The sequence below is a fragment of the Streptomyces yerevanensis genome (assembly GCF_000716805.1).
GTDB lineage: Bacteria > Actinomycetota > Actinomycetes > Streptomycetales > Streptomycetaceae > Streptomyces > Streptomyces flaveus.
The window spans coordinates 31,581-53,241 of record NZ_JNWJ01000004.1; the positions used below are offsets into that span (position 1 = coordinate 31,581).

24 protein-coding genes are annotated in these 21,661 nt (G+C 68.5%); 9 read left to right on the plus strand and 15 right to left on the minus strand.

Going from position 1 to position 21,661, the window contains the following annotated elements; genetic code table 11:
* Positions 1-2: 2 nt before the first annotated feature.
* The 7 genes from OP79_RS05160 to OP79_RS05190 form a co-directional block, all read right to left on the minus strand.
* Positions 3-953 carry a catechol 2,3-dioxygenase gene (locus OP79_RS05160; protein ID WP_033318770.1) on the minus strand — a complete coding sequence of 317 codons (951 nt, stop codon included), beginning with the start codon at positions 951-953 and terminating at the stop codon, positions 3-5.
* On the minus strand, positions 950-2,014 hold the full coding sequence (locus tag OP79_RS05165) for a 4-oxalomesaconate tautomerase (protein ID WP_106972299.1): 1,065 nt from the start codon (positions 2,012-2,014) through the stop codon (positions 950-952). The genes OP79_RS05160 and OP79_RS05165 overlap by 4 nt, the downstream gene beginning before the upstream one ends.
* 32 nt (positions 2,015-2,046) lie before the next feature.
* Positions 2,047-2,757 (minus strand): 4-carboxy-4-hydroxy-2-oxoadipate aldolase/oxaloacetate decarboxylase, encoded by a 711-nt coding sequence (locus tag OP79_RS05170; protein WP_033318772.1) that lies wholly within the window; start codon positions 2,755-2,757, stop codon positions 2,047-2,049.
* On the minus strand, positions 2,754-3,518 hold the full coding sequence (locus OP79_RS05175; RefSeq protein ID WP_033318773.1) for a PIG-L deacetylase family protein: 765 nt from the start codon (positions 3,516-3,518) through the stop codon (positions 2,754-2,756). Before OP79_RS05175 ends, OP79_RS05170 begins: the two co-directional genes overlap by 4 nt.
* Before the next feature lie 220 nt (positions 3,519-3,738).
* Positions 3,739-4,389, minus strand: coding sequence for a GntR family transcriptional regulator (locus tag OP79_RS05180; RefSeq protein ID WP_033318774.1), 651 nt, complete (start codon positions 4,387-4,389; stop codon positions 3,739-3,741).
* 163 nt (positions 4,390-4,552) lie between these two features.
* The gene (locus OP79_RS05185; RefSeq protein ID WP_033318775.1) at positions 4,553-5,995 is read right to left on the minus strand and encodes a sensor histidine kinase; all 1,443 of its coding nucleotides are present in this window, start codon (positions 5,993-5,995) and stop codon (positions 4,553-4,555) included.
* Positions 5,992-6,690 carry a response regulator transcription factor gene (locus OP79_RS05190; protein WP_063741876.1) on the minus strand — a complete coding sequence of 233 codons (699 nt, stop codon included), beginning with the start codon at positions 6,688-6,690 and terminating at the stop codon, positions 5,992-5,994. Before OP79_RS05190 ends, OP79_RS05185 begins: the two co-directional genes overlap by 4 nt.
* 155 nt (positions 6,691-6,845) lie before the next feature.
* Here OP79_RS05190 and OP79_RS05195 point away from each other — a divergent pair, with 155 nt between their 5' ends.
* Genes OP79_RS05195 through OP79_RS05205 form a run of 3 tightly spaced genes read left to right on the plus strand, consistent with a single transcriptional unit; the run spans position 6,846 to position 9,374 of the window.
* Entirely contained in the window at positions 6,846-8,183 is a 1,338-nt protein-coding gene (locus OP79_RS05195) for a ferredoxin reductase family protein (protein WP_033318776.1), read from the plus strand.
* A 10-nt stretch (positions 8,184-8,193) separates the two neighbouring features.
* Complete coding sequence (locus OP79_RS05200) at positions 8,194-8,646, plus strand: FMN-binding protein (RefSeq protein WP_033318777.1); 453 nt, start codon at positions 8,194-8,196, stop codon at positions 8,644-8,646.
* A 2-nt stretch (positions 8,647-8,648) separates the two neighbouring features.
* Positions 8,649-9,374, plus strand: coding sequence for an FAD:protein FMN transferase (locus OP79_RS05205; protein ID WP_033318778.1), 726 nt, complete (start codon positions 8,649-8,651; stop codon positions 9,372-9,374).
* 50 nt (positions 9,375-9,424) lie between these two features.
* On the opposite strand, the gene OP79_RS05210 is transcribed toward OP79_RS05205, so the two are convergent.
* The 5 genes from OP79_RS05210 to OP79_RS05230 form a co-directional block, all read right to left on the minus strand.
* A complete protein-coding gene (locus OP79_RS05210; RefSeq protein WP_033318779.1) occupies positions 9,425-10,321 on the minus strand; it encodes an NAD(P)-dependent oxidoreductase in 897 nt (298 codons plus the stop codon).
* Between the two features lie 63 nt (positions 10,322-10,384).
* Positions 10,385-11,080 (minus strand): type 1 glutamine amidotransferase domain-containing protein, encoded by a 696-nt coding sequence (locus tag OP79_RS05215; RefSeq protein WP_033318780.1) that lies wholly within the window; start codon positions 11,078-11,080, stop codon positions 10,385-10,387.
* 240 nt (positions 11,081-11,320) lie between these two features.
* The gene (locus OP79_RS05220) at positions 11,321-11,506 is read right to left on the minus strand and encodes a DUF397 domain-containing protein (protein WP_033318781.1); all 186 of its coding nucleotides are present in this window, start codon (positions 11,504-11,506) and stop codon (positions 11,321-11,323) included.
* Entirely contained in the window at positions 11,503-12,405 is a 903-nt protein-coding gene (locus tag OP79_RS05225) for a helix-turn-helix domain-containing protein (RefSeq protein WP_033318782.1), read from the minus strand. Before OP79_RS05225 ends, OP79_RS05220 begins: the two co-directional genes overlap by 4 nt.
* A 425-nt stretch (positions 12,406-12,830) precedes the next feature.
* Positions 12,831-13,235 carry a nuclear transport factor 2 family protein gene (locus OP79_RS05230; RefSeq protein WP_033318783.1) on the minus strand — a complete coding sequence of 135 codons (405 nt, stop codon included), beginning with the start codon at positions 13,233-13,235 and terminating at the stop codon, positions 12,831-12,833.
* A 152-nt stretch (positions 13,236-13,387) separates the two neighbouring features.
* Between OP79_RS05230 and OP79_RS05235 the strand changes: the two genes are divergently transcribed.
* A complete protein-coding gene (locus OP79_RS05235) occupies positions 13,388-14,005 on the plus strand; it encodes a dihydrofolate reductase family protein (RefSeq protein ID WP_033318784.1) in 618 nt (205 codons plus the stop codon).
* Positions 14,006-14,009: 4 nt separating this feature from the next.
* A complete protein-coding gene (locus OP79_RS05240; RefSeq protein WP_033318785.1) occupies positions 14,010-14,852 on the plus strand; it encodes an alpha/beta fold hydrolase in 843 nt (280 codons plus the stop codon).
* A 216-nt stretch (positions 14,853-15,068) separates the two neighbouring features.
* Here the strand turns inward: OP79_RS05240 and OP79_RS05245 are convergent, their stop codons facing one another.
* Positions 15,069-15,440: a VOC family protein gene (locus OP79_RS05245; RefSeq protein ID WP_033318786.1), complete on the minus strand. Its 372-nt coding sequence runs from the start codon at positions 15,438-15,440 to the stop codon at positions 15,069-15,071.
* A 523-nt stretch (positions 15,441-15,963) separates the two neighbouring features.
* Between OP79_RS05245 and OP79_RS55185 the strand changes: the two genes are divergently transcribed.
* The 3 genes from OP79_RS55185 to OP79_RS51330 all read left to right on the plus strand — a co-directional run bounded on the left by OP79_RS55185 (position 15,964) and on the right by OP79_RS51330 (position 18,790).
* Positions 15,964-16,587: a hypothetical protein gene (locus OP79_RS55185; RefSeq protein WP_157857281.1), complete on the plus strand. Its 624-nt coding sequence runs from the start codon at positions 15,964-15,966 to the stop codon at positions 16,585-16,587.
* Between the two features lie 251 nt (positions 16,588-16,838).
* Positions 16,839-17,819, plus strand: a complete 981-nt coding sequence (locus OP79_RS55190; RefSeq protein ID WP_157857282.1) for a hypothetical protein — start codon at positions 16,839-16,841, stop codon at positions 17,817-17,819.
* Positions 17,820-17,869: 50 nt separating this feature from the next.
* Positions 17,870-18,790, plus strand: a complete 921-nt coding sequence (locus OP79_RS51330; RefSeq protein ID WP_078491618.1) for a DUF4240 domain-containing protein — start codon at positions 17,870-17,872, stop codon at positions 18,788-18,790.
* Between the two features lie 253 nt (positions 18,791-19,043).
* Here OP79_RS51330 and OP79_RS50335 read toward each other — a convergent pair whose 3' ends face one another.
* The gene (locus tag OP79_RS50335; protein WP_051744424.1) at positions 19,044-19,676 is read right to left on the minus strand and encodes a hypothetical protein; all 633 of its coding nucleotides are present in this window, start codon (positions 19,674-19,676) and stop codon (positions 19,044-19,046) included.
* An 11-nt stretch (positions 19,677-19,687) separates the two neighbouring features.
* On the minus strand, positions 19,688-21,112 hold the full coding sequence (locus OP79_RS05265; RefSeq protein WP_033318789.1) for an alpha/beta hydrolase: 1,425 nt from the start codon (positions 21,110-21,112) through the stop codon (positions 19,688-19,690).
* Positions 21,113-21,344: 232 nt separating this feature from the next.
* Between OP79_RS05265 and OP79_RS05270 the strand changes: the two genes are divergently transcribed.
* Positions 21,345-21,656 carry a DUF1490 family protein gene (locus OP79_RS05270; RefSeq protein ID WP_033318790.1) on the plus strand — a complete coding sequence of 104 codons (312 nt, stop codon included), beginning with the start codon at positions 21,345-21,347 and terminating at the stop codon, positions 21,654-21,656.
* The last annotated feature ends 5 nt before the right edge of the window (positions 21,657-21,661 follow it).

Sequence of the window (21,661 nt, forward strand, 5' to 3'; positions counted from 1 at the left end):
CGTCAGCCGACCGGTGGCGTGCCGTGCGTATGGAAGGACTCGATGGTCTTCAGGCCCCAGGCCTGGCCCTTCTTCCGCTCTTCCTCGGTCCAGGTGATCAGGGGCCAGTCGGGGGCCAGGACGAGGCGGGTGAGCGGGTTGCACAGTTCGATCCGGTTGCCGCCCGGCTCGTAGACGTACAGGAAGAACGTCTGCTGGATGGCGTGCTTGTGCGGGCCCGTCTCGATGAACACGCCCGTGTCCAGGGCGAGATCGGCGGCGCGCAGGATGTCCTCGCGGGTGTCGGTGGCGAACGCGATGTGGTGCAGCCGACCGCGTGAGCCGGTCCAGTCCTCGGTGTAGACGACGTCGTACGACTTGTCGGTGAACGTCAGCCACTTCGCGGCGATCCTGCCGCTGTCGAGCCGGATCTGCTCGGTCGGACGGGCGCCGAGGACTTGGTGCTGGAAGTCGGCATTGACGGCGACATCGGCGGCGAGATAGTTGACGTGGTCGAGGCGGCGTACGGCCACGCCGTGGCCCGGCTTGGCCTGGGGCTGGTTCTTCAGGCCCGGCTTGAGCGCTTCGGGGGCCTGGTACCACTCGGACTCCCAGTACAGGGCGACCTCGTGGCCGTCCGGGTCGGTGGTGACATAGAGCGGGCCGAGGCCGGGCTCGTCCTCGGTCCAGCGGCCCTCGTGGCCCGCGGACGCCAGCTCCTTGACCCTGCGCTGCAGGGCCTCCTCGCTGGAGGCGCGCAGCGCGGTGCGGCGGATGCCGGAGGTCTCGTGCGCGGTGAGGACCAGGCTGTGGTGCTCGTAGTCGTCCCAGGTGCGCAGGTAGACGGAGTCGCCGCGTTCGCCGTTGACCGTCAGGCCCAGGTAGTCGGTGAAGAACGCGAGGCTGCGGTCCAGGTGCGGGGTGAGCAGTTCGACATGCCCGAGATGGGCGATGTCCCCGAGGGGAGGGGTCATCGAGGGCTCCTTGGGTCGAGTGTGGAGGCGGGCCGGGCGAAGACGGTGCCGTCGAAGATCTTCCGGGCGGTGCGTACGACGGCCGTGCGGCGGGCCACGGGGTCGCTGCCTCCGGCGTCGACGCCGGCCTCGATGTCCAGGAATCCGGTGGGGTGCTCGATACGCAACCGCTCCCCCGCTGCCGGGAGTTCGGCCACGTCCTGGCCGACGCCGCCCTCGATCCGCAGCCCGGCGGCGACGCTCGCCGCGGACAGGACGCCGATGGAGGTGTGGCAGCGGACCGGGATGAAGGTGCGGGTCATCACCGCGCCGCCGTGCGCGGGCGGGGCCAGCAGGCTGAGCTTGGGCACGGTGGTGCCCTCGACCTCGCCGAGGCCCATCAACGGGCCCGCCGCCAGGCGGATTTCACGGAGCCGGTCGGCGAGGGCCGGGTCCTTCTCCAGGTCCCCGGGGTCCTCGTAGCCGGTGGTCTTCAGGGCGGAGGCGGCGATCAGTACGGTTGGCATCCCGTTGTCCACGCAGGTCACCGGGGTACCGGCAACGGTGTCGCGGACGTTGCCGGTGGGCAGCAGCGGGCTGCCGCCCGGCGGGAACTCGATGACCACGGGCGCGGCGGTCCCCGGCACGCCGGAGATCTCGGCGGAGCCGGTGTAGTCGACCCGTCCGCCCGGGGTGGGGAAGGTCGCGGTGGCGAGGTCGCCGGTGTTGAGCATGCGGATCCGTACGGAGGTCTCGCCGTCCGTCGGGGCGACGAGGCCGCGCTCGACGGCGAAGGGTCCGACGCCGGCGAGCAGGTTGCCGCAGTTCTGACGGTCGGACACCTCGCCCGTCTCGACGCCGACTTGGAGGAACAGATAGTCGACGTCCGCCTCGGGACCGGCCGAGGCCGACACCACGGCCACCTTGCTGGTCAGGGGGTGCGCCCCGCCGAGCCCGTCGATCTGGCGCGGATCGGGGCTGCCCATGACGCGCAGCAACAGGTCGTCGCGTACGGCGGGTTGGGCGGGCAGGTCGCCGGCCAGGAAGTAGGCGCCCTTGGAGGTGCCGCCGCGCATCAGCATGCAGCGCACCTCCTCGGGTTCGGGCCCGCCGGTCACGATCCCGCCTCGTCACGGGCGTGGTCCTCGTACGAGCGGTACTGCACCCCCAGGCGTACGAGGGTCTCCCGCAACCCGTAGCGGTCCAGGCCGAGTTGGCCCCCGGCGAAGGCGGCGCGGGAGGCCTCCTCCTTGGCCGTACGGGCGGCGGACGCATCGACGGCCTCGGCGGCTCGCTCGCGGGGCACGCACATCACGCCGTCGTCGTCGGCGAGGATCACGTCGCCGGGCCGGATGGTCTGCCCGCCGATGGCGACCGGCACATTGACCGAGCCGCCGGTCGCCTTCACGGTGCCCTGAGCGGACACGGCGGCGGACCAGGCAGGGAAGCGCATCTCGCGCAGTTCGGAGGTGTCGCGGATGCCCGCGTTGATCACCAGGCCGCGTACGCCGCGCCTTTGGAGCGCGGTGGCGAACAGTTCGCCGAACATGCCGTCCGTGGAGGGCGAGGTGGTGGTGACGACGAGGAGGTCGCCCTCGCCGCACTGCTCGACCGCCGCGTGGATCATGAGGTTGTCGCCGGGCCAGCTCAGGACGGTGACGGCGGTTCCGGCGACGCGTACGTCCTGCTGGATGGGGCGCAGGTGCGGGCCGAGGAGGCCGGTGCGGCCGAGGGCTTCGTGGACGGTGGCCACGCCGTACGCGGAGAGGGCGTCCACGTCCTTCTCGGAGGCCTTGGGAGGGTTGGTGACGATCACGCCGCTCATGCCAGCTCCGCGGCGATCTGCGGGTAGGGGCGCATGTAGGCCTCGGCGTAAGTGGTGTGCGGCAGGCCGAGGTTGGGGCCGGCGTTGCGCTTGAGCTGGACGCCGCGGCGGACGGCGAGGTCGGTGTAGTAGTCCCACAGGTGCTGCTGCGCGGCCAGGCACTCCATGGCCCGACGCTTGGTCTCCCACACCTCGGTGATGTCGAGGAGGACCTCGGGCTTGAAGCCGCACATCTCGGGCTGGTGCGGCTCGAAGAAGAACACCGGCGGGGCGCCGATGACCTCGCCCTCGGCGGGGTAGCCGATGGCCTGGGCGAGGACGCGGGCGTCCAGGGCCATGCGGGCGGCTGCCGGGTGGTCGCCGTTGTACGGGTCCTCGAGCGGGTGGGTGAGCACGACGTCGGGCTGGGCCTTGCGGTAGGCACCCACGAGTCGGTCGGTCAGCTCGGGGGTGGCGAGCAAGGGATAGTCGCCGGCGTCGAAGAAGACAACCTCCGCGCCGAGGGTGGCCGCGGCCTTCTCGGCCTCCTCGCGGCGTATCCCCTTGATCTCCTCCAGCGTTCTGCCCTGGCGCCACGCCTTCGCGGACTCGCCGCGCTCGCCGTAGGTCAGGCACGCGATGGTCACCCGCTCGCCGCGGGAGGCGGCCAGGGCGATGGCTCCGCCGGCCCGCCATACGAAGTCCCCGGCGTGCGCGGTGATGACGAGGGTCGAGCGTGGGGGTGCGGGGGTGGGTTCGGGCGCCTTGTCGTCGTGCGTCATGGCTTCTGAATCTCCTTGTTTTTCAGGCGGTTCGCCTCCGGGACGCTGAAGTCGGTGTCGAGACCGCGACCGTGCTCGACCCTCCTTCGTCGGGCACTCCGCGCTCCCCCACTCTCGAATTCGCTCGAGCGGGGGGACCCCCATGCTGCTCTCGACACCGACGCGCCCCTGCGGCTCACTCGCCGCGCTGGACAGGTCGGTTGACCCATTCCCGGAGCGTCTATTCGCGCAAGGCGTCGATCACACTCGCGAGGTGGGCGCGGGCAGCCGCGTCGGCCGCCTGTGGGTCCCGGACCCTGATCGCCTCGATCATGGCCAGGTGTTCGTTCACGGACTGCTGGGGCCGTCCGGGTCGCAGCGAGAGCTGGAAACGGTGGCGCACCAGTTGCGCGTTGAGCCGTTCCAGCAGTTCCACGGCCACCTGCTGGCCGGAGAACTGCCGGATCTTGGCGTGCAGTTCCTGATTGAGCCCGGAGTAGGTCATGGGCTCGCCGTCGGCGACGGCCTTGCTCATCGCCGTGCCGATCTCGGCCAGTTCGGTCAGCTGGTCGTCAGTGGCCTCGACGGCCGCCTTGGCCGCGCACAGCCCTTCGAGGACCATGCGGCACTCGGTGATGGCGACCGCTTCCTCGACCGTGACCACCCGCACCCGTGAGCCGCGGTTGGGGATCCGTTCGACCAGTCCCTCGCCCGCCAGGTCGATCAGGGCCGCGCGCACACTGGCCCGTGTCACACCGAACTGCTCGGCGAGTTCGTTCTCCACCAGCCGCTGGGCCGGTGACATCTCGCCGCCCAGGATCGCCTGCCGCAGCTGCGCCAGCGCGTGCTGCTTGGCCTGCTCTCCGGTGCTCGGTTTGACCTGGTTCGCCATCGTGCTCTCCCTGAGTGAGTGCCTGTCGACCGTAAATGTAGGCGAACAAGATTGTCAACGATTTCGTTCACCATGACGCGGGCGCGCAGGAAGCTCAGGGCCGTGAAAGACGGAGGGCGCCGGGTTCCTTCGGAAGGAACTCGACGCCCGGGACGATCGGGGCTCAGGCCGTCCGGCCCAGCGGCAGCCTGATCGTGAAGGTCGTCGAGCCCGGGCAGCTGGCCAGTTCGAGGGTGCCGCCGTGGGCGCGGGCCAGTGAGTGCGCGACCGCGAGGCCCAGGCCGCTGCCGCCCCGGTCGCGGCTGCGGGCCTTGTCGACGCGGTAGAAGCGGTCGAAGACGCGGTGCTGGTCGGCGGCCGGGATGCCGGGTCCTGCGTCGTTGATCTGTACCAGCGCCATGCCGGACTCGACGCACACCTCCACCGACACCTTCGTACCGGCCGGGGTGTGCACGGCGGCGTTGGAGAGCAGGTTGTCCAGCACCTGCCTCAGGCGCAGGGGGTCGAGGCGCAGCCGTACCGGGTCGGAAGGGACCGCGACGGTCAGCGGGTGGTCACTGCGGCCCGCGCGGAAGGCGTCGGCCGCCTGGTGCACCAGCTCCACCAGGTCCGTCTCCTCCAGCCGCAGCGGTGCTTCCACATCGGCGGCGTCCAGGCGGGCGAGCAGCAGCAGGTCGTCCAGCAGGATGCCCATCCGCGCGGCCTCGGCACGCAGCCGGGCCAGGTGCTTGTCGCGCTCCTCGGGGGCGTTGGCCGCCGCGTACTGGAACAGGTCGGCGTAGCCGCGTACCGACATCAGGGGCGTACGCAGCTCGTGCGAGGCGTCGGCGACGAAGCGGCGCAGCCGCTGTTCGGCCTGTGTGCGGACGGCGAGCGAGTCGTCGATGTGTTCCAGCATGGTGTTGAAGGCGGTGCGCAGTTCCTCGACCTCGGGGCCGCCGCTGCGCCCGTCGTGGCGCACCGGCAGGCGTGCCGAGTCCGTCAGGTCGTGCGAGGTGATGCCGCGGGCGGTGTGCGCCATGTCGCTCAGCGGCTTCAGACCGCGCCGCAGCATCCCCCGGCCGGACAGCACGAGGGCGAGGAGCGCGACACCGAAGGCGACGGCCTGGATCGCGACCAGCCGGCCCACCGTGTCGTCGATGCCGTCCATGGGCGCGGCGCTGACCAGAATGACGCCGGGCTCGAACTCGCACGCGCGCAGCCGGTAGCTGCCTTTGCCCTTGAGATCGTCGGTGCGCAGGACCTCCGTGTCCGAGGTCATCTGCGCCCGGGCCACGGCGGTGAAGCTGTCGACGTCCTTCGGCAGGTCTGCGGGGTCCTCGGGCTTGCGGAGCACGGGCGTGCCGCCGGACACGTCGTACACGGCGTAGAACCAGCTGTAGTACTTCTTTCCCGTGAGCGTGCCGTGTTCCTCGATGTTCTTGGACTGGGCGATCTGTCCCTGCGCCAGCTGTGTGTCGAGCTGCTCCGACAGGTAGTCCCGCATGTATGTCGTCAGCGCCGTACCGACGACCGCGAACACCATCAGGGACAGCACCCCCATGCCCAGCGCGAGCCGGGTGCCCAGGCGCATTCTGCGATACGTCCGCCGCAGCCGGGCAATCACTCGGCGACCTGCCGCACCACGTACCCGACGCCCCGCACGGTGTGGATCAGAGGTGCTCTGCCGTCGTCGGGCTCGTCGAGCTTGCGGCGCAGGCGGCTGATGACCAGCTCCACGACGTTGGAGCGGCCTCCGAAGCCGTACTCCCAGACGTGGTCGAGTATCTGCGCCTTGGTCAGCACGGTCGGTGACTTGCGCATCAGGTAGCGGAGCACCTCGTACTCGGTCGGGGTGAGAGTGAGCAGCTTCTCGGCGCGGCGCACCTCTCGGGTGTCCTCGTCCATCGTCAGGTCGGCGACCTGGAGCACGGACCGCTGGAAGCCGGGGCCCGCGCTGCGGCGCAGTACGGTGCGCAGCCGGGCCATGAGCTCCTCCACCGCGAACGGTTTGACCAGGTAGTCGTCGCCGCCCCGGGTGAGGCCCGCGATCCGGTCGGCTACGCCGTCGCGGGCGGTGAGGAACACGACGGGCACCATCGTCCCGGACAGCCGCAGCCGGTCCAGGACACCGAATCCGTCCAGGTCGGGGAGCATCAGGTCGAGCACCACGATGTCGGGATGGAACTCGGCGGCCTGGCGCAGCGCCTCCTCGCCGGAGTACGCGGTCACCGCGTCCCAGCCCTCATAGCGAGCGACGGTGGCGACCAGGTCGGCGATGGGCGGATCGTCGTCCACCACGAGAAGACGTACTTTTTCCACCCGCTCATAGTGCTTCACCTGTCGCCCGGCGCCATAGCTGTCCGCCCACCAAGACTCACATCGATAAAAACTTGAAAGTTGACCGACAGCTGAACGACAGCTCCCACCAGGCAGGCTCGGTATCCCCGGATCATTGATCGAGGAGTTGCCGTCCCGTGACGACTGTCCAACACGTCAGACCCCCCACCCCGGCGATACGCCCCAAGGTGGTGGCCCGCACCGGCCTGTACACCCTGCTGGCCGCGAACGTCGCGGTGGTGACCGCCTTCTTCTTCCAGTCCGGTCTCGACTCGAACGCCCTCCTCCTGCTGGGGCGGCTGACCGGCCTGTACGCCGCCCTCCTCATGGCCTTCCAGCTGCTGCTCGTCGCCCGGCTGCCGTGGCTGGATCACCGGATCGGCATGGACCGGATGACCTCCTGGCACCGCTGGGTCGGTTTCGGTCTGCTGTGGTCGCTGCTGGGACACGGCGTGTTCATCACCCTCGGCTACGCCGAGTTCTCGTCGATGGACCCCGTCAGCCAGCTCGTGGACCTCGCCGAGACCGTCGAGGGTGTGCTGCGCGCGATCGTCGCCCTGGTGCTGATCATGGTCGTCGGCGCGGTCTCGGCGCGCTGGGCCCGGCGCCGGCTGGCCTACGAGACCTGGCACTTCATCCACCTGTACACATACGTCGCGGTGGTGCTGGCGTTCACGCACCAGGTCGCGGTGGGCACGACCTTCACCACGAACTCGACGGCCAAGACGTACTGGTACGTGATGTGGGGCGTGGCGCTCGGCTCGGTCTTCGTGGGCCGGCTCGTGCTGCCGCTGTGGCGCAACCTGCGGCACCAGCTGCGTGTCTCGGCCGTCGTCCCCGAGTCCGACAACGTCGTGTCGATCTACATCACCGGCCGCGATCTGGACCGGCTGCCCGCGCGGGCAGGCCAGTTCTTCCTGTGGCGGTTCATGACCAAGGGCCGCTGGTGGCAGGCCAACCCCTTCTCGCTGTCCGCCGCCCCGGACGGCCGGGGCCTCAGGCTGACCGCGAAGACGGCCGGCGACGGCACGGCCGCGCTGCGGCACCTGAAGGTCGGCACGCGGGTGTTCGCCGAGGGCCCGTACGGCGCCTTCACCACGATGCACCGCACCCGCCCTGACGCCCTGCTCATCGCGGGCGGCGTCGGCGTCACCCCGATCCGCGCCCTGCTGGAGGACCTGCACGGCCACGCCGCCGTCATCTACCGGGTGGCCACCGACCAGGACGCCGTGCTCTACGACGAGCTGCGCGAACTGGCCCACGCCAAGGGCGCCCACCTGTTCCTGGTCACCGGCCCGGCCACCCCGGACAAGCTGGCGCCGGCCGAACTGAGCCGACTCGTCCCCGACATCGCCGACCGGGACGTCTACGTCTGCGGCCCGCCCGGCATGACCGGCGCCGTCCTGCGCACCCTGCGCGATCTGGACGTGCCCAAGCAGCAGATCCATTTCGAACGCTTCAGCCTGGCCGGATGAGGGGGACACCATGAAGCGAGCACTACCTGTCCTTGCCCTGAGCGTCGCGGCCCTGATCCCGGTCTGGCGCTACGCACCGTCGGCCGAAACGTCGTCGTCGAGCACCGAGGTCGCCGCACCGGCTTCGACGCCTTCCGCGGCTCCCTCGTCGGGCTCGTCGGGATCGGGCTCTTCGGACTCGGGATCGTCCGACGCGGGGACCTCGAACCAGGTCGTCGCGGGGTCGACCCTCAACACCGAGAAGGGCCCCGTGCAGGTGGAGGTCACCTTCACCGGCGACGAGATCAGCTCCGTACGCATGCTGCAGGCGCCGCCCCACCCGCAGACCGAGGCCGCCGTGCCGAAGCTGATCGAGGCGACGCTCGAGGCGCAGAGCGCCGACATCGACGCGGTATCCGGCGCCACGATCACCAGCGAGGGATACGTCAAGTCCCTCCAGGCCGCCATCGACGCGAAGGGCTGAGGGTGCGCCGGGTCGAGCACATCATGGGGTTCCCGATCTCCGTACGGATGGACGAGAGGGAAGGCGACGCCGCCGAGGCCGCGGACCGGGCCTTCGACTGGCTGCGCGAGGTCGACGAACGGTTCAGCCCGTTCAAGCCCGGCAGCGAGGTGTCGCGCCTTGACCGAGGTGAGCTCGAACTCGCCGAAGTCAGCCCGGAGTTGGCGGAGATCCTCGACCTGTGCGAGAAGTACCGAATCGCGACCGGGGGCGCCTTCGACGTACGGCTCCCCGGTCGCGGCCTCGATCCGTGCGCCATGGTGAAGGGCTGGGCGGTGCAGCGGGCGGCGGACCTGCTGACGGCGACCGGGGCGTCCCGGTTCTGCCTGAACGCCGGCGGCGACGTGGTCGCGACCGGCGGTCCTTGGCGGGTGGGCGTACGGCACCCCGAACAGGCCGACAAGCTGTGCACGGTCCTGGACGTGACGGACGGCGCCGTGGCGACCTCCGCACGCTACGAACGGGGCGACCACATCATCGACGGCCGCACCGGCCGCCCGGCCACGGGCCTGCTCAGCGTGACGGTCGTGTCCCCGTCCCTGACGGAGGCGGACGCCACGGCGACGGCGGCCTTCGCGATGGGCCCGGAGGGCATCGTCTGGGCCGCCGCGCGCGAGGACTGCGAGGTGTTCGCCGTGGACGCGGAGCGGAAGGTGTTCCGGACGGCGGGGTTTCCGGTGGCGGCTTGACGGGGTTCTGAGCGTTTACGTGGGCGCTCGTCCCGTCCGCCGTACGCGGCTCAGGCGGACGCGTCCTCCTCGGGAGCGAAGCTGGCGAAGTACGCGGCGGCCATGTCCTCGTCGGCGTGCCCCTGGGCGGCGGCGCGCTGCATGCGATCGGCGCTCGCGGCGGCCACGTCGAGGCGTACGCCGTGCTGCTCGCCCGCCTCGACGATCAGACGGGCGTCCTTGGCGGCGGTGGCCACCGCGAACTGGGCCGGAGTGAGCCGGTCGTCCAGGATGAGTCCGGCCTTGGCCCGCAGGTAGCCCATGTCGAGCGGGCCACCGGCGATCGCGTCGAAGAAGCTCTGCGGGTCCACACCCAGCGCCTTGGACAGTGCCAGAACCTCACCGGTCGCCGCGGTGGCCGCCAGTACCCAGCTGTTGGCGACGAGCTTCAGCCGGGTCGCACTGCCGACCGCGCCGTCCTCGCCGGTCCACACCGTACGGGCGCCGACCGCGTCGAAGACGGGAGCCACCGCGTCCCGGCCCTCGACCGGGCCCGCCGCCAGGACCAGCAGCTGCCCGGCCTCGGCGGGCTGCCGGGTGCCCAGCACGGGCGCGTCGTAGAAGACCAGCTCGTGTGCGCGGGCGAAGCCGGCCAGCTCGCCGACGCCCTCGATCCCGGCAGTGGTGGACTGCACCCAGGCCATGCCGGGGCGCAGTGCGGGCGCGGCCTCGCGCATGACCTCCAGGGCGGCCGGACCGTCGTACAGCATGGTCAGGACGACATCGGCGCCGGTCACCGCCTCGGCGGGAGTACCGGCGACATGCACCCCGTCGGCCGCGAGGGGCTCGGCCTTGGCGCGGGTGCGGTTCCAGGCGCGGACGGTGTGCCCGGCCTTGGCGAGATTACGGGCCATCGCGGCGCCCATGATGCCGGTGCCCAGGACGCTCACGGTGAGCTTGTCGGTCATGACGTCAACTTCCCTGTCCGTGCGGTGCGTTGGTCTTGTTCCGGGTCGGGATTCCGTCGGGATTCAGCCGAGCTTCTTGAGCAGTTCGGCCGCGAGCGGGCCGGAGGAGGCGGGGTTCTGGCCGGTGACGACGTTGCGGTCGACCTCGACGTGCGGCGCCCACGGCTCGCCGGTCTCCACCTTTACGCCGGCCTCGGTCAGCCGGTCCTGGAGCAGCCACTTGGCACCCTCGGCGTTGCCCGCCAGCCGCTCTTCGGTGTTGGTGAAGGCGGTGATGCGGTAACCGGCGTAGGCGTTGGTGCCGTCCGCCTTGACGGCCGCGAGCAAGGCGGCCGGGCCGTGGCACACGACGCCGACGGGCAGTCCCCGCTCCACCGCCCGGGCGAGGAGGCGGCCGGAGTCTGCGTCGACCGCCAGGTCCTCCATCGGGCCGTGACCGCCGGGGACGTACACCGCGTCGAAGTCGTCGAGGCGTACATCGGCCAGCACGAGAGGACTGCGGAACTCGGCGGCGCCCTCCACCACGCCCCGGACCTTCGCGGCGTTCTCCGCGCCCCCGTTGGCCTCGGGGCTCAGGCTGGCGAGGTCGACGGGCGGGACGACACCGCCGGGCGTGGCCACGGTGATCTCGTGGCCGGCGGCCTTGAACGTCTCGTAGGGGACGGTGGCCTCTTCGGCCCAGAAACCGGTGGGATGCGTGCTGCCGTCGGCCAGCGTCCACTGGTCGGCGCCGGTCATCACGAAAAGGATCTTCGCCATGTGTACTCCCTGGGTAGTCCTGGTTGCATGGTCGCCGCTCGTGCTGGGCGCCACCACCGAGTGGCACCCTGACGACATCCACGACGCTACTGCCTCGTCCCACGGCCCGGCGCCGAGACCCACCGCAGCCGGGGACCCCTGGAGCGCGCCGGCCGCCCTGTTCCGAGGCGGCCTGGCACCAAGTGAACGACTGTGCCCTGCACCGGAGTTGACTGGTGCAGGGCACGGTGTTGTGAACGGTCAGGTCTGGGTGGCGTACGAGACGAAGTCGGTCCATCTGACGGGAGAGAGGGCGAGTTGGGGGCCCTGCTTGTCCTTGGAGTCGCGGACGTGGACGGTGTCTTGGCAGGTGGCGACTTCGACGCAGTCACCGGAACCGCTGCTGCTGTAGCTGGACTTGAACCAAGTCAGTTCGCTGGTGCTCATAGCGCTCCTCGCATCCGCTGCAACAGGCCCACGGAGTCTTCGAGGGTGAGAGCCTGCGAACGCATCCCGGCATACCGCCTCTGGAGCACGCTCACGACCTTGGGATCGGAGATGAGCTGGCCGCTTTCCGGGGCTTCGGTGTAGGCGAACCACTTGTTCTCGGGGGTTTCCAGCAACTGCACGGAGCCGTGCAACCCGGCATGGGACTCCCGCACCAACGGCATGATCTGGATCTCGATGTTCCGCAGCTCGGCCATCTCCAGCACGTGATCGACGAGCTCCCGCGTGACCTCCACTCCACCCGTGCGCCGCAGGAACAACTGCTCTTCGAGGATGAAGCTGAACGCGGTGTTCGGGCGCTCCCGCAGCAAGCGTTGCCGTTCGGCCCGGGCCTCCCACTGAGCCTCGATCTGGTGGTCCTCCAGCGGCGGCAACTCGTCGACGAACAGCTGACGCGCGTACGCCTCGGTCTGCAACAGGCCCGGAACGACGCGGCACTCGTACGTGTACAGAGTGATCGCCGTCGCCTCCAGCCGAGCCCACGTCCGGAACCACGCCGCCAACCCCGGCTGCCGTGCCAGATGCCGTACCGACTTCCGCAGCGCCCCGGTGTTGCCCGTCGCCTCCTCCGACCGTTCCACGAGCGCCGGGTCCGGCATCCGCCGCCCCAACTCCACGGACGCCACCGTGTGTTTGGAGAACCGCACCAGTTCGGCGAACTCCTGCTTGCTCAGCCCCGCATGTTCACGCAGGACCTGGAGCACCGCACCGAACGTCCACAGACTGTCCGAGGACTCCGGCTCACTCCGGAAGGTGGCCGGGACTCCGACCGTCGCCTCCGCCGACGTACCGTCCGCGTCCGCCCCGCCGACATCCGTACCGACCGTGTCATCGGCCACCCTTGGCCACCTCCCGCGCACCCGCCCCGACGCACACACCCAACCCGCCCATCGTTACGGAACGTCACGAATGCCGTCCAGTCCGTAACCGCGTACGCTCGCGCAGCGTACGCGGGCCGGACCTGGTGAAGTGCCCCTCCGGACCGCCGCATTGGGCGCGTGACACGACCGGCCACCCGTCAACACCCGGTCACCGTACGTGCGTCCCCCAGCGCTTCAGCGCCACCCCGCTCAGCGACACCAAATGAGGCCTCTGGTTCCAGCGCGCCGTCCGGCTGCCCACCGAGCACCTGGAGGTCGAGCCGGCCTTCCCGGCCGCCCCGTCAGCACCCACCGGCCCGGCCCATGGTCAGGCTGCTGCGGTATCACCGTCGGTGGCGACTGGCTGCGCGGTTACAGACGCGGCGCCCGGACAGAGAACAGCTTTACTTGCCGCCCAGAGGTGCCCGTCGCGCGAGGACCTTGCGATAGCTGATACGCCAACCCTGGTCACCACGCGTGATGGTGTCTTCGTAGGTCACGCTTCCGGTCGTGCCGTCTGCGTTGATGCCGATTCCCTTGGAACGAGCGTGCACCTGGCCGTCAACAATCTCAGTGAGAACGATGTTCGTGACGTGATGGCCAACAGGATTCGACTCGCCCAACGCGAGGGCGGCCTCCCGAACGGCCGCCACTCCCGTCAACGGCTCCTGTCCGAAGTCTGTGACGTCGTAGACGACATCGGCGGTGAACAACTCGTCGAGCCTGTCCAACTCTCCGCCGTCGAACAGGTGACCGTGCATCGAGATCAGCTCGGCAATGGCGAACCGATCCTCGACTGAAAGTGTCATGGCAGTCCTCTCACCGGAGCTCAAGAGCGATGTGGATCTCCCTGATTGTGTCAGTCACGAGAGTGGCAACGGAGACTGCTACCGGGTTCGCTTCCGGCACACGCTTCATGCGTGAGCGATGAGTTCGGGCGGCGGACCGGGTCTGCCCTGGCATGACTCGAATCATCGCTGACATCTCGGTCTCCCTCGACGGCTTCGTCACCGGGCCCGACCCCGGCCCGGACAACGGTCTGGGCACCGGTGGCGAGGCTCTGCACACCTGGGCATTCTCCGACGACCCCGACGACCGCCGGGTCCTGCGCGAGGCGACCGCCCACTCGGGCGCCGTCGTCCTCGGCCGCCACCTCTTCGACGTGGTCGACGGGCCGAACGGCTGGGACGACAAGACCGGCTACGGCGCCGGCGAGGTCGGCAAGCCCGCGTTCGTCGTCGTGACGAGCTCGCCGCCGGAGTCGGTGCGGCTCACCGACCTGGACTGGACGTTCGTCACCACCGGTCTGCCCGACGCCGTCACCGCCGCGCGCGAGCGCGCCGAGGCGGCGTCGTCGGACAGCGGCAAGGACCTCGACGTCGTCCTCATGGGCGGCGGCGCCACGATCGGCTCGGCGCTCGACGCCGGGCTGGTCGACGCGCTGACGCTGCACCTCGCGCCCGTCGTGCTGGGTGCCGGGAGGCTACTGTTCACCGGCGGAGCGCCGCGCATGCTGGCGCAGCGGAGCGTGACCTCGACATCGACCGCGACGCACCTGACCTACGAAGTCCAGAGGTGACCCGATGACCACTGTCAACGTCAATGAGATCGCCCTGGGCATCGAGTCGTTCGGTGAAGACGACGCGCCACTCGTCCTGCTCGCGGGCGGGACCACGATGCTCTCCTGGCCCGACGCGCTGTGCGAGCGCCTCGCCGCCGACGGGCGCCGCGTGGTGCGCTACGACCTGCGCGACAGCGGAGAGTCGACGACGGCGGACCCGGAGGCGCCCGCCTACACCCTGCGCGACCTCGCCGCCGACGCGGCGGCCCTTGCTGACGCGCTCGGCGGCGGGCCCGCGCACCTCGCGGGGATCGGCGTCGGCGGGATGGTCGCCCAGGTGGCCGCGCTCGACCATCCGGGCGCGTTCTCGGCGCTCACCCTGGCCGGCACCCGCGCGGTTGCGCCCGGCCCGCCCGACGACGACCTCCCCGACCATGACCAGGCGACGATGAGCCGGCTGTTCGCGCATCCGATGCCCGACTGGGCCGACCGCGAGGCGGTGGCGGAATTCGCCGCCGCCGGCGCGGAGATCCTCGGCGACGACCCCGCCGCCGCGCGCGCGATCGCCGCGCGCATCTGGGACCGCACGCCCGGCACCGCACCCCCGGTCCAGATGGCCAACCAGATGGGCATGGTGTTTTCCAGGCTCGACTGCAAACCCCGCTGGCGCGAGCGCCTGCCCGAGATCAAGGTGCCCACGCTCGTCGTCCACGGCCGCCGCGACCGGTTCTTCCCCGTCGGCAACGGCGAGGCGATCGCGCGCGAGATCCCCGGGGCGCGGCTGCTCGTCCTCGAGGAGGCCGCCACTGCGATCCCCGATGCGGCGGCCGGCGAGGTCGCCGAGGCGATGCTCACGCTCGGGTAGCCGACTCCGGCCGTGGCCTCGTCCTCGTCGAGCCCTTGGCCGACCGCTGGGAGATCCTGGACCGCGAACCCCCGGCATACGACCGGGACTTCGACCGGAAACTGAACGATGCGAGGGAGATCCTGAGTTGAGCTCCACCCCGACGGTTGCCAGACTTCGAACTGCCCACACACAAGCGGGACAGCCCCGGCCACGGCGTCCCGGACAGGACGCCAATCAGCGCGGGACGATACAGAAGGGATGCCCAGCAGGATCGGTGAGGACCCGTGCCCTGTCCCCATGCGGCTGGTGATCCGGCTTGCCCGCACCCAGTTCCAGCAGCCGGGCCTCGGCCTCGTCCAGGCTCTCCGCGACCTTGAAGCAGATGTGAAGCTGCTGGGGGGAGATTTGGTCAGGCCAACTCGGAGCCCGGTAGTCCTCGACCCGCTGGAAGCCGATGAGGAGTCCGTCCTCACGGTTGAGACCGGCGAAGTCGGCGTCCGACTTCGGGTGCGGTTCAAAACCGGTGGCCTGCTGATAGAACGCCGCCAGAGCCGGCGGATCAGGGCAATCGAGTGTTATCGCGACCAGTTCCATCTGCAGGGGCATGGCACCTCCGAGCCGATCGGTGGACTTCCGTGATGCACGCCATAGAGACGGCTGCCTACGGTTGAGCGGGACGGAGAGGGCTCGTTCGTTCCGCTCGACCGTAAGCACAGCAGGTCAGAGCCGCACCATGCCAACGGTTATCTGGGGCAGGACACGGAATGAACAGCCGGGGTTGATCCGGGCCAACGGCACATCTTCTTCGCCGGTAAGCAAACCGGTCTCGCGTGGAGCCCCTCCCGGGACCGCAGTGGTAGTGAAGAGAGAGTGCAGGTGGCAATCTTGCTGGTCGCCGTCACTGGTGCCCGGACGGGGGATCGAACCCCGCTGCGGCCTCCCCGGAAGATCCGGGGCTGGGCGGTAACTACGGTGCAGCGTCTGGCCGATGCCAGCACCGGAACCGGCCTCGGGGAAGCGCGGGATTCGCTAGGGTCGGCAACGCGGCACCGACTGTGACGTGCGGGAGCCGGTGGGGGGAGCGACGTTGAGCGGTGCGGGGAGAAGTTGGGCTGATCACCCGTTTGTCGTGATCCTTACTGTGATCGCCGCCGTGGTAGGAGTGTTTGTCGGAATCAAAGAGCTGGCTGCCTCTGAAGAGGCTCCGCCTTCGGCCTCGGGACCAGCCCCGACAACCCCGAGCCACACGGTTTGGCCCAGCAGCGACGCTGAAGATACGCGCGCTCCGGTTGAAAGAACCCCACGATCTCCGGACGAGGAGACAGCCGCACCAGATCCGACGACCGAGGATCCCGTCTCCGAAGAGCCCGTCTCCGAGGATCCTCCTCCCGATGATCAGGAGCCCGAAACCCCACAGCACACGGGCCCTTTGACCGTCCGAGTCAAAATGAATCCGGGAGGAAAGGTCGGCCCGAACTCTTGGGAAGCAGGGTCCAGACCCGGCGCCAACACCGAGGTCTACGACGCGACGGGAAGAGTGGACAGGGGATGCTACGTGCAGTGGAAACTCAAACGCGGCTCCGAAGTGGTACGGACCGACACCAGTAGCCGATGCCGACCGCCGAGCATCACGCTCTTCAACTTCGAGAACAGCCTGGACGAACCCGGCTCCTACACCCTGACAGCGGACGTTACGACCGACTGGCATCAAACGGGAAGCGACACGTTCGCCTTCGAGGTCGTCCCGGACTGAATCCATCCCGGCGTGACAGCCAGGTTCAGGTCGAACTTGCGCTGTCCCTGCGTGGTCAGGCCAGGAAAACGGACGTAGGAGCCTCCATGATCACCGAACCTGTGCCTGCCCCGTCCGTCCGCCAGCCCACCGCCGCCCATCCGCGCGACCTCAAGTCTTGTCCCGCAATGACGTTCAGCCAAGCCGGAGTGTGGCCCCTCAAGCTTGGGTATGTGAAACGGTCTGCATAGAGACGTCAGCCCTGTGGGGACATGTTGGACGATCGTAACCATTTCAGGATCGAAGATCTGGCATGCGTGCTGCTGATGCGGCTGATGGATCACACATCCGGAGACGTCTACTCCTCTGTCCTCCCCAGGGAGCTCAGCGATGGCGAGCTTTCATGGAAGAGGCGACAGGAAATGGAAGCCTCCATTCAACTCTTGAAAGATCGCGAGCTTCTGGAAGTGGTTCGGCGACATCAAAGCTCGCCAGAGAAAATCAAGTTGACCTTTGCCGGAAAACGTGAAGCAAAGAGAATCGCAGTCGAACGCCAAGCCCCAGGGGCCTGGTTCAATCACACCGTTGAACGGCTCGTCTATGCCGCTTTCCTCAAGGAGCTCAACAGGGCAGGGCTTTCCAGCTTTGCCGAGGGGCTATTATTTTGGGGTAGCGACCTCAATGGGTCAAGTTACCGAAATCGGGATATGGTAACGCGCGCGGCCCGTTATCTGCAAGACCATGGACTGGCCGAACATACCGTATCCACTCGTTCCGTTCAGGTCCCCGTTAGTTATAGATGGTGGGACACCCGCATGAGAACGGCTGAGATCACTACCGAGGAATTCAAGCTTACGGCGCACGGCATGGATTGTGTGCTTTCTGGAATGACTGTGAGGGAATACTTGAGCACGCAGGGTTCCGCAGGGGCAGGGCCAGTTTTCAATCAGAACGTGTATGGAGGCACTGCCGCACAGGGCGTGAATGTGACGCAGAATGTGGGTGTGCAGCTGGAACAGTTGGCCAGCTTGATCCATCAACTTCGCGCCGTAGCTCCCCAGTTGCCGCAGGTGGACCAGGAAGAATTCCTGCATGACGTCGACGTCCTGGAGGATGCTGACCAGGAACCGCAGGATCGCCTTAGCGCTGGCCAGCGTATCAAGGCGGCTCTCTTGAGTGGCAGTAGCCAGCTCGGCGGACAGGCTATCGTCGCCGCGCTGGAAAGAATTACTGGTTTGATCACCAATCAGTGATCATCTCCTTCATCGCCTGGTCACAGAAACTGCGGCTGCAGGACTAATCCATGACAGAAGAAGAATTCTGGTCCCTCATCGACCTCCTCGGAGGCGTGGCAAACCAGCGCACCACGCCCGTACTGGCAGAGGCCCTGGCACGACAGGGGAAGGTCCGTGTTGAAGAATTCGCCGATATGCTGGCGGAAAAGCTGCAGTGTCTTGAAAGTGAGTCTCTCCGGGGAATTCCAGCGCGAGATGTGAATGATCCATCAGACGCGCCGCCGGTGCCGCTGTTTGGTGACGCGCTCATCCATCTCAACTTCGCGGTTGTGGCAGCGGGCAGCTCACGGTTCCAGCAAATCCGGGAAAAGCCGGACCAGGTAGCTGACTGCGCCTGGGACTTCAGTGAGTCGGATGGTCTTGCCGAGACTGTCTCCACAGCCTATGAGGTCGCCACCGGACAACCCTGGCTGGGCCCGCTGCCTGGATTCTGCATGGTCGAATCCGAAGAGTCGACGGCCATCGTGACGGGGGACACCCCCTGGCTCAACCTCGCTCTGCACGGCGACAACGACATTCCTGCGGCGTATTTCGATGCGGTCGGCACGGTAGTCGAGATGCTCCACGACGACCCACAGTGGCGTACCTGGTGGTCAAGCGCAAAGCTGCGCGACCTGGACGTCGAGATCGAATTCACTTCGCAGGCGGAGCGCGGTCGCGTCACTACCCGAAAGGGACGGGCTTGGGCTTCATTCCGCAGGAACGGCTCGCGCTTTCGAGGATTGAACAAGGGTGGTCTTGCCTACCTTGCTGCCACTGATCTGGAAGCAATCCTCACACTCGTGTCTACGTCTCTGAGCCTGCCCACGCCGTCCCAAGTGCCTCGTCCGGCACATGCAACCCCGCCGACGAGGCGAAATGACGCGGCTCGCGCCAGGCTGGAAGAACTGCAACAACGGCACCGCAAGCCCGGAGCCCGCCGCCCATGACGAGCTGCGGGGAGGGGGAGGCTGTTGCGTAAAATTGTGACACTTTTCCCCTGAGTGTCACAATTTTACGCAACAGCCCCCTGGGCGGCGTACGAGACGAAGTCGGTCCACACGAGGGAAGGGCAAGTTGCGGACTGTGCTCGTCCTTGGAGTCCCGGATGTGCACGGTGGCAGGCTCAAGAGCGACCTCGACGCAAGAAGGCCAGCGTCAACCTCGATTCGCCAGTGATTTCCAGCCGCTGACAAATCGAGGTCAACTCTCGTTGCTGTCATCCGTGAACCCGAACTCACGGTTGAGGGCGGCGATGTCCCAGTGGACGGGTTCTGTCGGTTCTTCTGTCCAGGTCAGGCTGCCGGGGAAGTCGGGATCATCATGGATTGCCTCCCACTCGTCCTCACCATAAAGCACAGCGATCCACGGCGGCGGCCCGTCCAGGACCTCTGCCACAAAATCAAAAATTACTGAGAAAGAGGCCCATAGCGGGTCGCTTGGCCAGGAGTAGCCTTGCACGGGATCGTGTTTCCCGAGCCGCCCATTCCTCGTGTCTACGATCATCTCCAGTGCGCCAATGTTGGCGATGGACACGTATAGAGACTCTGCCCCTTTGCAGAAAGGGCGATCGAGATATTTGCCAGCGATGTCTTCGACACCGTAGACGGCATAACCGGGAGGGATCACCTCGGCAAGTCCCGAGCCGTTGTGGCGCAGCAGCGACTGCTCGACATCTGGCGGTAGCTGGACCCCTATCCGGTCGTACAGACGCGTCAGGTCGCTCTGGTCGGCCGGCCCTGGCAGCTCTTCTTCTGGAGCGTAGAGCGCCAGCCATCGTTCGATCTTCTCCCATGCGCTGGTGACAGACATCGATTGATCCGCCTCGTCCTCCACCCCGCATCGCCTCAGCGGGTCGTGGCGAGCACTTTGTGCAGGAACCCCGCGAGCGTGTGCGTCATCGTGTTGTGAGCCGGTGCGGCGAACAGTGGGTCCAGGTGGTTCATGCCGTTGTCCGATTCGTAGAGTCCGTACGGCACTCTGGAGTCGGCCTCGACCTTGCGTGCCGCCTCCAGGACCGTGCCCTTGGAGTAGCTGGTACCGAAGGCGTAGAGCGGTACGTCGATCCCGGTGCCGTGGTGCAGGCGCAGGCCCAGGGAACGGGCGAGGTCGGTGTCGGCGTAGGCGTCGGCGACGTCGAGGTCCACGGACAGCCGGGCGGGCCAGTACCACTCCCAGACGCCCGGCACCGGACCGGCGTACGCCTCGGCGACGCGCGCGATCGGTGTGATCCCCGCATCGACCCAGCCACGTACGCCGTCGCTGTCCGCGCTCTCGGCGAAGTGCCCCGAGTGGACGCTGATGTCGTTGGGCCAGCCGAACCCGGCGTCGACGAGGAGGCCGAGCAGGGCCGCGTTGCTGACCGGGAACGAGGGCCTCAGGGCGTCCGGCAGGCGGGGCTGAAGCACGGAGCGGGCGCCCGGATCCTGCTGGGCGTACCATCCGGCGAGCTGGTACCAGATCTGAGTGCTCTCGGCCCGGCCGCCCAGCCCGACCCCGGTCAGGGTCATGTCGAAGACAGCCCCGCCGTCGATCGCCGCGAGTCGCTGCCGGACCTCTTCCGGCGAGTCCTGCACGGGCGTACCGGTCCCGTCGAATGCCCCGAGCACCCCGCCGTCGATCACTGCGAGGCCGGCCAGGTCGCGGAACCCGGGGTGCCCCGCGAAGTCCCAGGCGGCGTATGCCAGTGCACTGGTGGCGCCCCAGGAGTGACCGCCCAGCACCACGCGCCGGCTCCCGCCGGCCCGGGCGGCGAGCACGACCGTACGGAGGTCGTCGAGGGTGCGTGCCAGTCCCCACGTGGCGGCGAAGGCGGAAGCGGCCGGGTCCTGGGAGCGGTAGTGGCCGTCGAGGTAGTAGGAAGCGGGGTCGGAGCGGCCGAACCCGGTCCGGTCGGTCAGGTTCTCCTCCCTGCGGTCGAATGCCCACACCTGTACCCCGGGCACGGCCGCGACCAGGTCTCTCGCCATGAGCCGGAAATCATTGGCGGCCCCGAACATCCCTGGCACCAGCACCAGCACGGTGGCGGCGTTCCGGGGACCGATCTTGAGGACGTGTACACGGTCGGTGGGGGTGGGGCCACCGCCGGGGGCGACGGGTATCGCGGTGTACCGCTCGGGGAGCGTTGCCCGGCCGGTGCGGGAGTGGCGGCCTCCGGCGGCCGCTGCCTGTGCGGTCCCGGTCGCTCCTGCGGCCAGCGCGACGCCGCTCAGCAAGGTCCCGCCGAGCAGAGCCCTGCGGGATGGATTTCCGCGCGTCGGATGGTTCGTCATTTTCGGTTGTGTCCTTGGGAGTTGGGGGGTGAGACACCGTTGGTCCCCACCTTCTCGTGAGCCCCAGGCGGGCCTCGCTCCGGGGTAGCCCCAGGGACTCCGGTTCTACCTGTGGAATCTGGCGTCGACACCGGTACGGCTGATGCGCGATGTCCACCATGGGACGAGAATGGACATACCGCGTCGAAGGCGATCGAAGACGGTCGAAACCGCTCCGCGGAAGGAGACCAAGATGCATCCCGCCGCTGTGGCAGGTGCGGCCCTGGGCCGCATCACGCACTACGCCTTGTCCGGAACCGCCGGGGTCCTCGTTCTGCGAGGAGCCGCCAAGGTCGCGCCCAAGGCGAAACCCGCGGCCCGCAGGCTTCTGGTCAGCGGAATCGCCGGCGGCATCACGACGGGGCGGCGGCTCGGGGAAGCTGCCGAGGAGGCCCGTCTGAAGGCCGGAGACCTGCTGGCGGAGGCCAGGGAGCAGCTGGGTGAGGAGGCGCCGCCGCCCTCGGCGGTCGGTGTCGAGGAACACGACCACGACCACGAGCACTGAGCACG

What these genes read in the sequence shown, in the direction of transcription:
- OP79_RS55190 (WP_157857282.1), top strand. Translation starts at nt 16,839, where the DNA reads ATGTTGGACGATCGTAACCATTTCAGGATCGAAGATCTGGCATGCGTG.
- OP79_RS05170 (WP_033318772.1), bottom strand. Translation starts at nt 2,757, where the DNA reads ATGAGCGGCGTGATCGTCACCAACCCTCCCAAGGCCTCCGAGAAGGAC.
- OP79_RS05265 (WP_033318789.1), bottom strand. Translation starts at nt 21,112, where the DNA reads ATGACGAACCATCCGACGCGCGGAAATCCATCCCGCAGGGCTCTGCTC.
- OP79_RS05230 (WP_033318783.1), bottom strand. Translation starts at nt 13,235, where the DNA reads ATGACACTTTCAGTCGAGGATCGGTTCGCCATTGCCGAGCTGATCTCG.
- OP79_RS05200 (WP_033318777.1), top strand. Translation starts at nt 8,194, where the DNA reads ATGAAGCGAGCACTACCTGTCCTTGCCCTGAGCGTCGCGGCCCTGATC.
- OP79_RS05165 (WP_106972299.1), bottom strand. Translation starts at nt 2,014, where the DNA reads ATGCTGATGCGCGGCGGCACCTCCAAGGGCGCCTACTTCCTGGCCGGC.
- OP79_RS05220 (WP_033318781.1), bottom strand. Translation starts at nt 11,506, where the DNA reads ATGAGCACCAGCGAACTGACTTGGTTCAAGTCCAGCTACAGCAGCAGC.
- OP79_RS51330 (WP_078491618.1), top strand. Translation starts at nt 17,870, where the DNA reads ATGACAGAAGAAGAATTCTGGTCCCTCATCGACCTCCTCGGAGGCGTG.
- OP79_RS05180 (WP_033318774.1), bottom strand. Translation starts at nt 4,389, where the DNA reads ATGGCGAACCAGGTCAAACCGAGCACCGGAGAGCAGGCCAAGCAGCAC.
- OP79_RS05215 (WP_033318780.1), bottom strand. Translation starts at nt 11,080, where the DNA reads ATGGCGAAGATCCTTTTCGTGATGACCGGCGCCGACCAGTGGACGCTG.
- OP79_RS05175 (WP_033318773.1), bottom strand. Translation starts at nt 3,518, where the DNA reads ATGACGCACGACGACAAGGCGCCCGAACCCACCCCCGCACCCCCACGC.
- OP79_RS05245 (WP_033318786.1), bottom strand. Translation starts at nt 15,440, where the DNA reads ATGCCCCTGCAGATGGAACTGGTCGCGATAACACTCGATTGCCCTGAT.
- OP79_RS05210 (WP_033318779.1), bottom strand. Translation starts at nt 10,321, where the DNA reads ATGACCGACAAGCTCACCGTGAGCGTCCTGGGCACCGGCATCATGGGC.
- OP79_RS05235 (WP_033318784.1), top strand. Translation starts at nt 13,388, where the DNA reads ATGACTCGAATCATCGCTGACATCTCGGTCTCCCTCGACGGCTTCGTC.
- OP79_RS05160 (WP_033318770.1), bottom strand. Translation starts at nt 953, where the DNA reads ATGACCCCTCCCCTCGGGGACATCGCCCATCTCGGGCATGTCGAACTG.
- OP79_RS05240 (WP_033318785.1), top strand. Translation starts at nt 14,010, where the DNA reads ATGACCACTGTCAACGTCAATGAGATCGCCCTGGGCATCGAGTCGTTC.
- OP79_RS05270 (WP_033318790.1), top strand. Translation starts at nt 21,345, where the DNA reads ATGCATCCCGCCGCTGTGGCAGGTGCGGCCCTGGGCCGCATCACGCAC.